The 14103-nt window shown below is 42.3% G+C and carries 15 protein-coding genes; 9 read left to right on the top strand and 6 right to left on the bottom strand.

Annotation, left to right across the window (positions count from 1 at the left end):
- Nucleotides 1-116 precede the first annotated feature (116 nt).
- The 5 genes from NYE26_RS21840 to NYE26_RS21820 are packed head-to-tail and all read left to right on the top strand — an operon-like array spanning nucleotide 117 to nucleotide 4988.
- Nucleotides 117-437: a PadR family transcriptional regulator gene (locus tag NYE26_RS21840; protein ID WP_339250110.1), complete on the top strand. Its 321-nt coding sequence runs from the start codon at nucleotides 117-119 to the stop codon at nucleotides 435-437.
- Nucleotides 430-990, top strand: a complete 561-nt coding sequence (locus NYE26_RS21835; protein ID WP_339250108.1) for a DUF1700 domain-containing protein — start codon at nucleotides 430-432, stop codon at nucleotides 988-990. The genes NYE26_RS21840 and NYE26_RS21835 overlap by 8 nt, the downstream gene beginning before the upstream one ends.
- The gene (locus tag NYE26_RS21830; RefSeq protein ID WP_339250106.1) at nucleotides 980-1738 is read left to right on the top strand and encodes a DUF4097 family beta strand repeat-containing protein; all 759 of its coding nucleotides are present in this window, start codon (nucleotides 980-982) and stop codon (nucleotides 1736-1738) included. Before NYE26_RS21835 ends, NYE26_RS21830 begins: the two co-directional genes overlap by 11 nt.
- Before the next feature lie 58 nt (nucleotides 1739-1796).
- Nucleotides 1797-2573 carry an ABC transporter ATP-binding protein gene (locus NYE26_RS21825; protein ID WP_339250104.1) on the top strand — a complete coding sequence of 259 codons (777 nt, stop codon included), beginning with the start codon at nucleotides 1797-1799 and terminating at the stop codon, nucleotides 2571-2573.
- Nucleotides 2574-2576: 3 nt separating this feature from the next.
- Entirely contained in the window at nucleotides 2577-4988 is a 2412-nt protein-coding gene (locus tag NYE26_RS21820) for an FtsX-like permease family protein (protein ID WP_339250102.1), read from the top strand.
- Between the two features lie 73 nt (nucleotides 4989-5061).
- Here NYE26_RS21820 and NYE26_RS21815 read toward each other — a convergent pair whose 3' ends face one another.
- Both NYE26_RS21815 and NYE26_RS21810 read right to left on the bottom strand, forming a co-directional pair.
- A complete protein-coding gene (locus tag NYE26_RS21815) occupies nucleotides 5062-5604 on the bottom strand; it encodes a hypothetical protein (RefSeq protein ID WP_339250100.1) in 543 nt (180 codons plus the stop codon).
- Nucleotides 5605-5725: 121 nt separating this feature from the next.
- Nucleotides 5726-6091 carry an Imm8 family immunity protein gene (locus NYE26_RS21810; protein ID WP_339250098.1) on the bottom strand — a complete coding sequence of 122 codons (366 nt, stop codon included), beginning with the start codon at nucleotides 6089-6091 and terminating at the stop codon, nucleotides 5726-5728.
- A 183-nt stretch (nucleotides 6092-6274) separates the two neighbouring features.
- Here NYE26_RS21810 and NYE26_RS21805 point away from each other — a divergent pair, with 183 nt between their 5' ends.
- Both NYE26_RS21805 and NYE26_RS21800 read left to right on the top strand, forming a co-directional pair.
- Complete coding sequence (locus NYE26_RS21805; RefSeq protein ID WP_339250097.1) at nucleotides 6275-7360, top strand: discoidin domain-containing protein; 1086 nt, start codon at nucleotides 6275-6277, stop codon at nucleotides 7358-7360.
- Between the two features lie 160 nt (nucleotides 7361-7520).
- Nucleotides 7521-9194: a GBS Bsp-like repeat-containing protein gene (locus NYE26_RS21800; protein ID WP_339250096.1), complete on the top strand. Its 1674-nt coding sequence runs from the start codon at nucleotides 7521-7523 to the stop codon at nucleotides 9192-9194.
- 134 nt (nucleotides 9195-9328) lie between these two features.
- Here the strand turns inward: NYE26_RS21800 and NYE26_RS21795 are convergent, their stop codons facing one another.
- The 3 genes from NYE26_RS21795 to NYE26_RS21785 form a co-directional block, all read right to left on the bottom strand.
- Nucleotides 9329-10000 carry an SOS response-associated peptidase gene (locus NYE26_RS21795; RefSeq protein WP_339250095.1) on the bottom strand — a complete coding sequence of 224 codons (672 nt, stop codon included), beginning with the start codon at nucleotides 9998-10000 and terminating at the stop codon, nucleotides 9329-9331.
- Nucleotides 10001-10128: 128 nt separating this feature from the next.
- Nucleotides 10129-10932, bottom strand: coding sequence for a hypothetical protein (locus NYE26_RS21790; protein WP_339250094.1), 804 nt, complete (start codon nucleotides 10930-10932; stop codon nucleotides 10129-10131).
- 36 nt (nucleotides 10933-10968) lie between these two features.
- Nucleotides 10969-12060 (bottom strand): cohesin domain-containing protein, encoded by a 1092-nt coding sequence (locus NYE26_RS21785; protein ID WP_339250092.1) that lies wholly within the window; start codon nucleotides 12058-12060, stop codon nucleotides 10969-10971.
- Between the two features lie 616 nt (nucleotides 12061-12676).
- Here NYE26_RS21785 and NYE26_RS21780 point away from each other — a divergent pair.
- A complete protein-coding gene (locus tag NYE26_RS21780) occupies nucleotides 12677-13126 on the top strand; it encodes a hypothetical protein (RefSeq protein ID WP_339250090.1) in 450 nt (149 codons plus the stop codon).
- Between the two features lie 122 nt (nucleotides 13127-13248).
- Here NYE26_RS21780 and NYE26_RS21775 read toward each other — a convergent pair whose 3' ends face one another.
- Complete coding sequence (locus NYE26_RS21775; RefSeq protein WP_339250088.1) at nucleotides 13249-13557, bottom strand: DUF6809 family protein; 309 nt, start codon at nucleotides 13555-13557, stop codon at nucleotides 13249-13251.
- Nucleotides 13558-13698: 141 nt separating this feature from the next.
- Here NYE26_RS21775 and NYE26_RS21770 point away from each other — a divergent pair, with 141 nt between their 5' ends.
- Complete coding sequence (locus NYE26_RS21770) at nucleotides 13699-14079, top strand: hypothetical protein (protein ID WP_339250086.1); 381 nt, start codon at nucleotides 13699-13701, stop codon at nucleotides 14077-14079.
- The last annotated feature ends 24 nt before the right edge of the window (nucleotides 14080-14103 follow it).

Genomic DNA, 14103 nt, shown 5'->3' with positions numbered 1-14103 from the left:
ACGTGAAATACAACTATTACCTCCAACTACCTTGCATTAAACAGTAGTGGATGGTAATCTTTGTATTAGTAACTACTGTGTATTACACAGTACTAAATAAAGCGTGGTGATAAGTATTGAATGTTCAGTTCAAGAAGGGTGTGCTGGAGCTTTGTGTTCTTGTTTTAACATCGCAGAAGGACCGTTACGGATATGAGCTTGTGGAGCAGATCTCGCAGAAATTCGCCATAGCGGAGGGCACGATCTATCCGTTATTAAGAAGACTGGCTACGGAAGGGTTATTTTCCACCTATTTATCTGAATCGGGCGAGGGGCCGCCCCGGAAGTACTATAAGATTACCGATGAGGGAAGGAGAGTCATGAACGACATGATAGAGGAATGGAATGCTTTTGCCATAGGAGTGCAGGAGATCATTGGGGGGGATCGGATTGAATAAAGAGGCCTATCTGAATGAATTGGCACGTTATCTGAAGCTGCTTCCTCCTGAGGAATGTGCCGATCTTATGGGTGAATTCCGGGAGCATTTCGAGTTTGCCCAACTAAGCGGGCGGTCTGAAGCAGAAGTGATCTCCAAGCTGGGCCATCCCCGGTTGATCGCCCGTGAACTACTGACCCAGTCGCAAATTGAGAGAGCGGACAAATCCCCAACGCTCTTAAGCGTTACGAGAGCGGTTATGGCAACGGTGAGCTTAGGATTGTTCAACTTAGTTATCGTTCTGCTGCCTTTTATCACTTCTTTGACTGTGATTGCCGGGGTGTTCGTCTTTGCCATTTGCCTGCTTATTTCTCCGATTCTTTTAATTCTTCAGTATCAGTCGGTCACGTTGTCTATCAATAGCATTTTTCTGATGCTGGGCCTGGTTGGTGTGGGACTGCTAGTAGCCCTTGGAACACTAAAGCTCACCCGGCTGTATTACCATCTTGTGATCCGGTACCTGAAGTATAATCTGACAGTTATTAAGAAGGATGTGACCTCTTTTGAAAAATAGATCCCGGAACGTAACCAGACTTGCTCTGCTCCTGATTGCTGCCGGAGTCATTGGAAATGTAGTGCTGTATCTGTTAGGCAATTCACCATTTAATTTGCATGAGCTATCGGTTGAACAACCTGTGCGGATGGACCAGACCACCAGCGTTCTTCTTCAAAACGAGATTGGAACGATTGATGTGGTTCCCATTCAGGGAGATGAAATCAAGGCAACCTTAGGCGGGAAGACGACCAAGGCATTAATGAAGGATTACAAGCTGCACATCACTCAGGATCGGGGACAAACCAGCATTAAGGTTGTTCAGGATAACCGCTTCCGCTTTTTTGACATCTATACGGAGCTTAAGCTCACGGTTGGGGTTCCTGCGACCCGGCTAGACCAGCTGCAGGTGGTAACGGACTCCGGAAGAATTGATGTCGGCCCCGTCCTGGCGAAGGAATACCGGGTGGTAAGCGACTCGGGTTCTATCAAGCTGGAGATAGAGGAGGGGATCATTCATGCGGAAACGGATACTGGTGAAATCACCGCCTCGCTTGAGCGCATCCTTCAAGATATCCATGCTACCTCAGATACTGGAGATATTACCATCCAGACAACAGAAGCGCCTCAAGCGCTCCGTACTCAATTCTCTGCGGATTCTGGAACCGTTCAGGTGACGCTTCCGGGTTATAAGGACGGTTATATCGGTGAAGGAGGGCCACTTGTCAAGCTTATCTCTGACACTGGCAATCTTAGGATCGAACAGTAACAGTATTTAGGTGAAGAGCAGGAAGAAGAATAAGATTGATTTTAGGAGGCGGCCTTGTGTGATAACACAGAATCCCAGGAAAGAAGTCTTAATCAAGACTGTTGATCTATGCAAAGTTTACTCCTCAGGCCATGAACAATATCTCGCCGCCAAAAGCATTAATCTCAAAGTATACCAAAGTGACTTTACGGTGATTATGGGCAGCTCAGGCTCGGGGAAATCTACGTTGCTCTACCTCCTCAGCGGTCTGGACGGGATCACTTCCGGAGAAGTGATGTTCAAGGGACAGCGAATTGATGCATACACAGAGAAGGAACTTACGGATTTCCGGTCCAACAAAATCGGCTATGTATATCAATCGATCAATCTGGTTCCTGATTTCACTTTGCTGGAGAATGTGGCTTTCCCGGGGTACGTGGCTGGCCGCAGCAAAAGCGGGGTGAACGAGCAGGCATTAAGCCTGCTGCACCAGATGGGGATCGGGGCACAAGCCGGACGCCTGCCGTCCCAGGTATCTGGAGGACAACAGCAGAGAGCGGCGATTGCCAGGGCGCTCATCAATTCGCCGGAGGTGATTTTTGCGGATGAGCCTACAGGGGCATTAAGCCAGGAGCAGGGCGCAGTGATTCTGGATCTGTTGACGGAGATGAACCAGAATGATCAATCGATCGTTATGGTGACGCATGATATCCAGGCTGCGTGCAGGGCGGACCGGTTAATCCTGGTCAAAGACGGCACAATCGACGGAATTCTGGAGCTAGGCAAATATGCACCGGATCAGTTGAAAGCGAGAGAAAACCAAATTTTCATGTTCATGTCAGGGGAGGAGAGGTAGCGGATGTATGCGGTATGGAAACTATGCTGGACGAACCTGAAGCATAAAAAAGTACAAAACAGCTTCATTGCGATCATCATCATGCTGGCAGCCCTGCTCCTCTCAACCGCCATATCCGTTCTGAACAACACCAACCGGATGTATGAGAGTATGCATGAACAGTCCCGTGGCGCTCATCAAATATTACAGATGGAGAATGGCCTCCATGATCCGGTCGAGGTACATAAATGGTGGGAGGAGGAGCAAGGCGTAACGGTCTCGGATTTGATGCGCTACCGCTATCTGTCTAGTATGTCTCACGCCTTGAAAGAGATCCCCAATGTGGACTTGTTCATGATGGATGCGCCAACAGGACCTTTTCCCGTGGACCGGCTGCAGTTCGTGGAAGGGGAAGAACAGAGCACACCGGAAGCAGGAACTGCCTGGATTCCCACCTCGCTGGCGTATCCCAATGATATTCATGTGGGCGATTCAGTTGAATTCAAGACAGATGAAGGGACCATCCGGTTGAACGTTGCGGCCGTCGTCGTGGATATTTCCTACTGTTCGCCATTTGCGACGAGCGGGAGAATCTGGCTGAATCATGAGGATTATACTAAGCATATGACCCTTTTGCCGGGCGAAGATAAGTATATGACCGGACTACGGTTTGAGGATTACAGTCAACAGAGAGCCTACTGGGAGAGATTCGAACAGTATCTGGGGACCCCCTATCTGGAGTCGGTCAAAGACTTCGAGAGCTTGTCTTCCTATTATATGATTGCGAACCAGGTGATCAGCTTCGTGATGATTTTTCTGGCTGCTGTCATGATCTGTGTAGCCTTGTATACCTTGGGATTCACGATTGCCGATGCCATTCTCTCTAACTACAGAACGATCGGGATTATCAAATCTGTCGGATTATCCTCCCGTAAAGTCATTATGGCTTATGTTGCGCAATATACCTTCCTGGCACTCGTCTCGGTCATCCCGGGGATGCTGGTCAGCAATATCCTCTCCGGCACCATTGTTGCGGGTTCTATGGCTTATCTCAACACAGGTTCATTAGGGATGAACGATGTATTTTCAGGTACAGGTCTGTGGACTGGCGCGGCTGTCGTTGTGGTTATTCTCCTCTCGGCCCTGCTGTTCGCGAATAAGGCGCGTCATGTGGAGCCTGCCCAAGCCGTTCGTTACGGCATGTCCGAGAAGGAGTACTCCCACCAATCAGGAGGAACTGGAACATGGAAAAGAAAGCTCCTGCAACTGGGCGCTCTTCCGACTTCAATGATTATCGGGCTAAGAAGTGTCACCAAGAATATCCGGGGTTCGCTGCTGATTGTGCTGATCTCGGCGTTGTCCACCGCTGTACTCGTCTTCGGGTTCCTGTTCGTATACAGCATTGCTTCTATCCATGGAACCATTGCCAAATGGGGGTATGATTCGGCCGATCTGTCCATCAGAATCGATAACCCGGCTAAAATGACTTTTGAACAGCTGCAAGAAGAAGTCCTCTCTGATCCAAGGGTGAAGAATTACTCGCGGTACGGGGATGCCAATGCGGTGGTGCCGATTCCTATGAAGGACGGGGCTGCCGTGAAACAGGATACGATGGGGATCTTGTTGACAGTGGCGGACGGGAACTATGATGAGATAGGCTATGAGAATGTGGACGGCCGTAACCCTGTGTCTGCCAATGAAATCTCGGTTGGAGTGAATGTCGCTAGAACGCTGGGTATTCAAGCAGGGGATACAATGGACATTTATATTGAAGGGACAAAGCATACGCTGACCGTCACCGGTATCTACCAGGCGATTGCAAACATGTCCAATACGGGGCGGATTACGGCTGACGTCATCAGAACGAGTAATCCGGACTATGGAAGTGCGACGAACACCACTTTCATGAATCTGCATGAGGGGACTTCAACCGATTCATTCGTGAATGAATTGCAAGAGCGGTACGGCAGTGTAATCGGAATCGCCAGTCAGGCTTCGCTGGTGGATGAGGTATTCTCCCAAGCGGTCAAAATCATCGTGCTGCCAGTATCCGTTATGGCGCTGCTATTCATCATCATTACGTTCGTAATCATCTACAGTATCTGCCGGATTAATATGAAGAAAGAGAGCCGCACCTACGGCATCTACAAGTCCATCGGCATGACCTCCCGCCAGATCCGACTGTCGGAAACCACCGGAATCCTGGTCGTATCGGGGATCGGAGCTTTGGTAGGGATACCTTTAGGCTTATTAGGCCTGCCACCACTGCTGAACGTTATCCTGTCGGATTACGGGATTGTTAAAGTTCCGCTGATCATGAACGGGGGAGGTATAGCCTCGATGATTCCGTTAAGTGTCATCGCCGCAGGCCTGGGCTGCTGGGCAGCATCCAAGTCTATTCAGAGTGCTTCGCCGCGGGTGTTAGTGGTGGATTGAAAGTAGGGCCGGGCGTTCAGTCCGAAAGTATAGGCCGAAGCCCGTCAACCTTAACTGGTCGGCGGGCTATGGGTTACAGTCTTACGACACTGGACTCGCCGGTCGGCAGAGAATGATTTAAGCCTTGGCAGAAGTCCTTCATACCAAATGCAAAAGTGTCTTGAAAAGTTACAGCTGACAACTCACCATGAGCATCTATAAAGTTAAATATCATATAGTGACTAGTTTTCTTTTTATTTCCTATTCCGGACATTCCACCGACAATTGTTCCTAACCCAGGTACAATAAGCGTTCCAATCATTGCACGACCCACAACGCTTTTGCTTTTATCGATCAATTCTTGCTCACTTTTAACTTCAGCGGCTCTGAATTGCGCCAGATATATTTCAAATCTTTGTCTGCCTGAATCAATAAGCACACGATCAGAAAATCTAAAAATTTTGCACTCGACACTTCCAATGCCAAGTCCCTCCACATGTTCTGCGAATACCCCCTGTAACGCTCCGATGCTTTGGGTTTGTTCTTTTAGCTCATTCCCTTGTTTAATTCCTTTTTTTGCTGCAAAAATAATACCGATAATGAGAACTACAATAAATCCCCAAATAAATAACATCATTATGAACAGCCCCTTATTCTGATAATAATTAGCAAAAATAGTCTATCAGAATAAGAGGGATAATACTATGCATTTTAAAATGAGCATTAAATATAAAGGCTCACGGGTACTTTTGGTTTTATTAATTTTGCGAAAAATGTTTGTAGTTCTTCATTTCATCATATTCCCAAGGAAAAAGCCTGTTAATTGACAATGCAGTTTGTTCCCAGTCATCCTTAGCACATTCCAAAATACTAACTTGAATACAATCTTTAATGGCTTTTAAGTTGAATTCAGGAACTACCACAAATCCTCTACAAATTATAAATGGTCTGGTACTTAGAAAATCCGCGATCCCTTGAGCAGTCCCAATTGTAGCATAGAATTGATCAGCACCAGTTAAATCTGCAGGACCAATGTCTAAAACTAAGGATACGCAAAAATCTCCGGTCACATCTCCTTCAGCAAAAACATGAACATCCTTTAGTTCTGGAATAATTGCCATCATAACTCCTTTCAAATTTACCAATGTACTAAATTCGTGCATTTTTGTTGGTTGATCTCTTGTTCAATTCCACAATTTACCTCAATAACTCTTAAGTTTATTGTAAATTTCTGTAGAGAAACAGACTGTTTGTTCGCCTTAATATGGTGTAGGCTTGATGCATACATATTAAAGGAGATGGATTTTTTGAAACGTTGGAAAAGTGTAATGATCAAGACGGTAATATCTTTCACTTTGGTACTATCAATGTTTGTATTTCAAAATCATGCGTTTGCTGATGCTGCTGGAGAAGTAGATTTAACGGATGGGTTACCAAATTCTGCGTTTTCAGCAAGTAGTGTTTGGAATAGACCGGGCGATACCCGGAACTTTGGCCCTGAGAAAGCATTTGATAATGTTTGGATCGAAAATAATGCTGGATTCTCTACTAATACGATAAAAAACGAATGGATAGCTGTTGATTTCGGTAAGGAACAATCCATTTCAAAGTTGAAGTATAAGGCTGATATATCATACGAATACGCATATGATTTGAAGGATTTTGTTGTGCAAGCCTCAAATGATAATTCGAACTGGGAAACACAATACTCAGGTACCGCAATAGGAATTGATACTATTCAAGAATTTGTATGGAAACCTACTGGTAGTTTCAGATATTGGAGAGTCCAATTGATCAATAATATTGGAAATAACAGCTATTGTATTATGGTAGGTGAGATGGAGTTAATCGGCTCTAAACAAGAGGCTCCATTAGATCTAGTTGCAGTAGGGAAAAATAAGATGGTTGATCTCACATGGTCACCTGTTACAGGTGCAACTGGTTACAATGTAAAGCGTGCTACCGATACAGGAGGACCATACACTTCAATCGCTTCCAATGTTACAGGTAACTCATACACGGATAATACTGTTATCAATGGTATGACTTATTATTACGTAGTAACAGCAACGGATGGAAATAGTGAAAGTCTGAATTCAAATGAAGCATCGGCTACCCCGCAAAAGGTTAATCATCCCGATCCAGAACCTTCAGGAGAACGAGCTATACTTACTATTACACTAACAACTGGTCTTGATAAAGAATATGATCTTTCGGCTGAAGAGGTCAGTGCTTTCTTGAATTGGTATGATGCAAGAGATACTGGAACAGGGCCAGCCAAGTACGCGATCAACAAACATAACAATAATAAAGGACCCTTTAGCGCCCGTAAAGATTATGTAATCTTTGATAAGATCCTCACGTTCAGCGTGGATGAATATTCAGCAGAATAACTTTTCTCATATTTAATCCTGTCAGTAATGGCAGGGTGTTTTTTTGCATTAAGGAAAATTTTCCTTACCTACATATACATAATGTTCCATTACAAATATAATGATAGTTACATCTGTATTTGCTGAATCTGTTTTCTTAACTTGTGGGAGGAATCTTAATATGACAAAAAGAATATGCTTGTCATTTTTATTACTAACGTTTTGTATGAGTATATTTTCATTTTCAGCACAGGCTCAAGTTAATACTATTACTAGCAATGGAAAATTAGTTGTTGATAGTACCAATACAACAAAAGATTATTTTGAAGTATCGGCGAGTGATATATGGTATATGGGGTGGCATAAAGCGGATAATTCTATTGATACTGGTCCTTATTTTGCTGTTTATAAAACCTCGGAAGGGTCAAATTCGGCAAAGTGGTACTCAATGCAAAAAGATAGTAGTAATGTGTATCGCTGGTCTTCAAAAGTATATTTTAACGATTTTTCTAACGCCACAGGTGAATACACAATAACTGTTTATCAAAATGGAATCGCGAATTATCCAGGACAAACGAGCGTGAAAGCAGAGTATTTTCTCGGCGAGCTTAAGGTTAATTATTTAGATGTCAGGACTAGTGAAACAAATACATATAAATCTAATTTCGACCTATATGCGAGAAATTTCCCAAATGTTCAAGGGGTATTTTATGCTGTCTGGAGAACTGAAGATGGAATAAATACAGCGAAATGGTTTGGGATGACAAAAGATTCCAGTGGTCAGTATGTAGATAATATTGATATACAAAATTTTGATTATAAAATGGGTGAATATCAAATTAATATATTTAAGACTAATGAAGATGGATCAAACAATCTCATTTCAAATACGAAAGTTAATGTAAACCCTGCAACTTCTAGCAACGAAACTATTAATGGGAATTCATTTCCTGTATATGCGTATAAGATTAACCCTAATTTAACAAGCGCTTATTTTGCTGTTTGGAAAGATGATGATGGAATAGATAATTCTAAGTGGTACGATATGACATATGATAATGTAAATAATCGTTGGAATTCAACGGTCAATATTTCAGACTTCAGCAATCGAGATGGAATTTATCATGTAATTGTTTATGGTGAGTTAGTGGATGGAACTTCAATTTTACTTGGTCAAGTTAAGATTAATATGTTAGCAAAACAGGTTCCTGTCTTGATGTACCATGAAATTGGTGATCCCAGTACTGGGGCTGTATCGGCAACGGATTTCGAAAAACAGATGCAGTACCTTAAAGATAATGGATATACCATGTTAACTTTTGATCAAATTGCTAACTATAAAAATTATGAGAAGCCCATCATTATAACGCTTGATGATGGTTACGCAAATAATATGCAGGCATATCAAATATTACAAGGAATGCAAACGAGTTCTTTCAATCCAAAAGCTACAATTTTTATGATTGGCTCGTATATTGATAATCCAAATGTTAATTATTTATCTGTTAGTCAAATGAAAAATATGAGTGATAGCGGGATTATTTCTTTTCAAAGTCATACTTACAACCATATCGATCTTCGAAGAACAGATGTAGATGAAGGTCTGGAGTATACGACATCAGCACAAAAAATATTTTCGATAACGAATAAGCCTGTCAACGTAATGGCATATCCAGTAGGTGGGTACAATTCAAATGTTATTGATACCATAAAAAATACTGGCTACTTATATGCGGTTACAACTGATAATGGTAAATATATTAGTACTAATGATTCTGAAGGGAATTACCAAATTAAACGAATTGGTATTTACGGGAGTTTGCCAATTACTGAGTTTGCTGAAAAAATTGAATAGAACCTAAAAGACATTACTTTATTGCTTATATAATACCCTGATTAAGATCGCCGGAAGCTGGTTCAGACGAGATTGATTTGAATTCAGAGCCTACTTAAAATAACCCGTCAGGCACATGCCCGGCGGGCTTGTTTTTATCCGATATCCTCAAGTAATTCTTCAGAGTTATTTCGCACATTACCTTCAGCCGAAGGGACTTTATAAACCCGTATTTTTGAGGCATCATATGGCCTCAGCAGCTTTAATAAGGATTCGATATCGTCATTATCTCTCTCCAGCCAATCGGCTTCATCCTCCGACCAGAGGATCACTGGCATACGGTCATGTATATCTGCCATCAAACTGTTTGGGGTTGTGGTGATGATGGTACATGTGCTGATTTTCTTGCCTTCCGGATCTTCCCATGTGTCATACAATCCGGCAAAGGAGAATATGTTGCCATCACTCATTAAAATTCGGTAGGGCTGTTTGGTGGAACCGTCCTTTTTCCACTCGTAAAATCCATCCGCTGGTATGATGCAGCGTTTGGACTTCAACAAACGTTTGAAAGCAGGCTTCTGCGCAACGGTCTCAGCTCGAGCATTAATCATCTTGCTGCCGACCTCGTCATCCTTGGCCCAGAAAGGTACAAGCCCCCAACGAAGCTCCTCAAGACGTTTGCCATCGTTAGTCGCGATCACTGCTGGGATGTTATGCATAGGTGCGACATTATAGTTTGGCTGAAGGGTAGCTGTTTTGCTATCATCTATTAGGTAATGGGATAGTATCTCTTCCAGGGTTATTGTGATTGTAAAGCGTCCACACATGTTATCCACCTCCAAACATAGATGCCTTTATGATAATCATTAAATGGCGTGTTCAAACAAAAAACTCCTCTATCCAATTATAGCTCTTGGCTACTTTGGATAGAGGAGGTAAGTGTTGGGACTACTTATTAGGTTGTTGTATACTCACTTACTTCAAAGGTTAGGATTTTGTCGAAAACTACATAATCTTTACGTTTTTTGAAAGGGCCTTTGTTATTCGTGTGCTTATCAATTGCAAACGAGCCTGGGCCTCTGCCTGCATCACGGGCATCATACCAGTTTACGAATGCTTCAACTTCAGCGAATGGAAGGTCGTATTCCTTTTCGGTGCCGTTGATAAACGTAACTGTAAGCAGCGCTCGGTCACTTGATGGTTGTTCTGGTGTCGTAGTTGGCTTTGGCGTTGCAGTCAGCACCGGCGTTGCTGAAGGCGTTGGTGTTACTGTTGCAGTAGGCTCCGGAGTAGCTGTCGGTGAAGGACTAGGTGTAGGAGAAACTGTTGGTTCAGGCGTAGCTGTCGGTGTTGCCGTTGGTGTCGGCGATGGGTCTAGAAGGGGGTTGGTAGTCGAAATGTTCGTAGTGTTTCCAGTGCTTCCTGTTGAGCTAGTCCACGACACATTTGTAAGAGTAGCTCCTGCATTAAGTGTTACTTGCATGTATCGCATAACATATATCGAATGCGCATTTATAAAACTACCACTTAAAGGCACGGGCGAACCAACTGGAGTACCGAAAAATAGCTTCCCATTAATATCAAAAAATTTAAGATCTGTTCCAGTACCTGTACCGGTGAATTTAAAATTAGCTATATCTTGTCCATTACTACCAAAATCAATATATACCGTACCTGGACCAACACTTGCAAAAACACCTTGTACAGGCAAAGCAGCAAACATTAACACTAAAGCTAACAATAGTTTTAACTTTCTCAATTATTACACCCCTCATATACATTTTGTTAGCGTTCTTTAGGTATTAGGTAAGTAATCCGGATTATTCAAAAGCTGATCAACAATAAATAGCAGGTCATCATCATTCACATATTCATCACCGGCTTGCTGAGCATTATACTTTACCGGATCAACATCGGGGGCGAAATACTTGAAGTATCTGGCATCAATTGCAAGGTCAACAAGGGTGTAAGTACCTGACTTGTTGACGTCCGTTGCCTCAATGATGACACTGTCTTCCAGGCAGTTATCTCTCTCCAAGTCATATTCCTCTTCGGTATCCGCAATCCTCGCTTTAGTTGCATCGATAATGGCTGTGCCTTTGGATTTGGCCTTAAACTTGAGCTTTACGACAACTGTGTCTTTGTTTATGCCGTATTCTTCGCCTTGACTGGCTACTACAAAGCGGACGGCGCCGTTTTGATCTATGGGTTTATTGTATACTTTATAACCATTTATCTCTTCAAATCCGAGATACTCTAAATGCTCCTTGTCATACTTCACTTCAAAATCTTCAGCATAAATATCCTTCACGTTTTTTAGTGATATATCTGCAGTGAACTCCTTGCCTAAACCGATTTTTTCTGGAGCAATATTTACATCAAGAGTTGGTTTCAATGCTGGTGTTGGAGTAGGGTTTGATGTAGGTTCTGGTGCTACCGTTGGTGTTGGTGTCGGTGTGGCCGTTGGTGTAGGCGTTGGCGTTGATGTTTCCGCCGGCGTTATAGTTATGAAGACATTAACAGAACTTGCTCTATTAGTACCAGTTAATATTATTTTATTGATATTTTGATACGAACCCACTGATATTACATTATTGTATCCCACGGTACCTATAGGATAAGTCCCAGAATCAGTAATAATACTTACATTAACTACATTAGGAGAACCGTCACTACCAGTGTATGATCCTCCTGCACCTTGTAGCTTGATTGAACTTGCATTAATAGGCTCAGATGCAATGAGCTCATTAGTGTCGTAATTGCGAACAGTAGTGGTGCCACTGTATACTGTTCCATCAAATTGTAAACCAGTAATTGACGGAGAAGCAAATGCAGTAGTTGCTACAAAGCACATGAATATTGTTAAGAACATAATGATTTTTTTCATATTAATCTCCTCACATAATGTTTTTCATAAGTTATTTCTATAACCATTTATGTATCCGACAACTTGATAGTTTCTTTTCTCCTTTCATTGAAAAATATGTATTAATGTTGTAATGTTGCTTGACTATCCTAAGACGAAAAATGTAATTCGTCTAAACATTAATTCTTATATTTGGGATATATAGATTGAAGACATTAAAAGTACATAATTATGGGAGTTAACGCATATAATCAGGATTATTTAGAGAGCATTTGTTTGATTTAAATGCAAACAAATGTTCTTTTTTGGATTTGAAGAATATCGGTCATGAGGATGAGAACCGGTCAAACAATAGAAATTATATATCCGGATAAAGTCAGGCAACGAACACAGCGGAAATTGAGGTACTCGGGATTCGGTCATGGACCCCAAGGTTAACAAAAGCAGTAGTCGAACAATGTTGTAATTCAGATGAGAATTATGACAGAAGGTCAGGTTAGGTTAGCTTTCTTGCAAGAAAAGCGGGCTATCTTTCCTGTGATTTTCTTTTTTTGAAATAACTCCTCGATAAGTTGTGAATAAATTCACATTTTAGAATTAATACTACATTTGCATTTAACTAAGGAGGTTGATTGAAGTGAGTGATAAAGTTCCAGGCTTCCCGGATAAATCTGATTTTGATCAAAGTAAGCTTCACGAAGCAACTGCAAGTTGGGATTTCCATCGTGATCCAGGCACTGGCGGAAAAAACTATGGGGAAGATCTGAAGGCTCCAAATGGTACAGTAGTAGTGGATTTCAACACACATATTGATGCCGACCATAACACCAAAGGAGGGGCAGATATACACGCTTACATTGAAGATAACGGTATGTATAGAATTCCTAGAGGTGTTCATGTAGGTCACAGACTGACGCCTGGTTCTATTGGAGGTCCAGGAGCATCCTATAAAGGGGAAATTACAATGACAGTTGTAAGTGATGCGGATTGGTGGCCTGTGGCAACCAAAGGCCCACATAAATTAATCAATTACAATAAAATAAAAATCCAGTCATGTTCTATGGCTGGATTTTTAGCTAGATCATAGATCTGATAAGGAGAAGCAGGATTTAAATGAATATAAAAGTGTGAGGAAACAGGGATGGCTTTAAAATGGAAATGTGACTATAAATGCATCGGATTCTGGGACCAATATCCTGTTAACTACTCTTAGCTTTGTCTGGAAATGCACTCAACCTGCCAGCAGGCCCCCTCCCCCGATAATACCTCCACCATAATCCCCGCTCCCAAGCGAAATCCATGCTTGAAACTAGCCGCCAACTCCATGCCATGAGTTTGGCCATACAAGTCTAACAGCGCTTCTAATTCGTCGAATTCTTCCGCTGAAAGCCGCTTCTTCCAAACCTCTATGATGTCATATGTTCTTTTTCTTAAAATGGAGTACTGTGGGGCATCGGGTATGATATTTTCATCGGGATGCAAGTTGCCGTGATACAGGCTCTCTAGAATACTATCCACTTGCTCATCTCCTTCATTGTTAAAGTACTTTGTGTTCAACAATAAAAGATATAAACTGGTATATCTACAGAGTATACTCTACAGAAGGATGGAATTGTTTTCTGAATCTTTCAACATCAGTATTTTTAAACGGAGGTACCCATGAATAAGAGAAACCTACTCCTTTCATTCATTCTTCTATTTGTTATTGCCTACATCGCGTTTGGGGCATGGATATCGCATGATACCAAAATCATATTAGAAGAAGCGATGAAGAAGGACGCTGATATGATCTACATGAGTCCTTCAGTATACAGCAAAATAAATCCTGTTGAACGCGGGATGACATCTGATGCTTTTGAGTATCATTCAAGCTCTCATCATATCGGCTTTGTATTGCCGCTGCACTTCTTCGCAGGTTCAAAGGTATATGTAACTCAGAAATATGAAGATAATAATTTTGCATTCAAAGAACCTGTTCAGTTAACGCTGAAATTAAAATCCGGGAAGTGGTACGCGACCAAGGTTAGTATTCAGCCTTAACGGGAATAAGGGCACCAGTTCATT

The sequence above is a fragment of the Paenibacillus sp. FSL P2-0136 genome (assembly GCF_037975325.1).
In the GTDB taxonomy this organism is placed as follows: domain Bacteria; phylum Bacillota; class Bacilli; order Paenibacillales; family Paenibacillaceae; genus Paenibacillus_AQ; species Paenibacillus_AQ silagei.
This window is presented reverse-complemented; position numbering and strand designations above follow the sequence as displayed.

What these genes read in the sequence shown, in the direction of transcription:
- NYE26_RS21770 (WP_339250086.1), top strand. Translation starts at nt 13,699, where the DNA reads ATGAATAAGAGAAACCTACTCCTTTCATTCATTCTTCTATTTGTTATT.
- NYE26_RS21810 (WP_339250098.1), bottom strand. Translation starts at nt 6,091, where the DNA reads ATGATGGCAATTATTCCAGAACTAAAGGATGTTCATGTTTTTGCTGAA.
- NYE26_RS21820 (WP_339250102.1), top strand. Translation starts at nt 2,577, where the DNA reads ATGTATGCGGTATGGAAACTATGCTGGACGAACCTGAAGCATAAAAAA.
- NYE26_RS21800 (WP_339250096.1), top strand. Translation starts at nt 7,521, where the DNA reads ATGACAAAAAGAATATGCTTGTCATTTTTATTACTAACGTTTTGTATG.
- NYE26_RS21795 (WP_339250095.1), bottom strand. Translation starts at nt 10,000, where the DNA reads ATGTGTGGACGCTTTACAATCACAATAACCCTGGAAGAGATACTATCC.
- NYE26_RS21815 (WP_339250100.1), bottom strand. Translation starts at nt 5,604, where the DNA reads ATGATGTTATTTATTTGGGGATTTATTGTAGTTCTCATTATCGGTATT.
- NYE26_RS21785 (WP_339250092.1), bottom strand. Translation starts at nt 12,060, where the DNA reads ATGAAAAAAATCATTATGTTCTTAACAATATTCATGTGCTTTGTAGCA.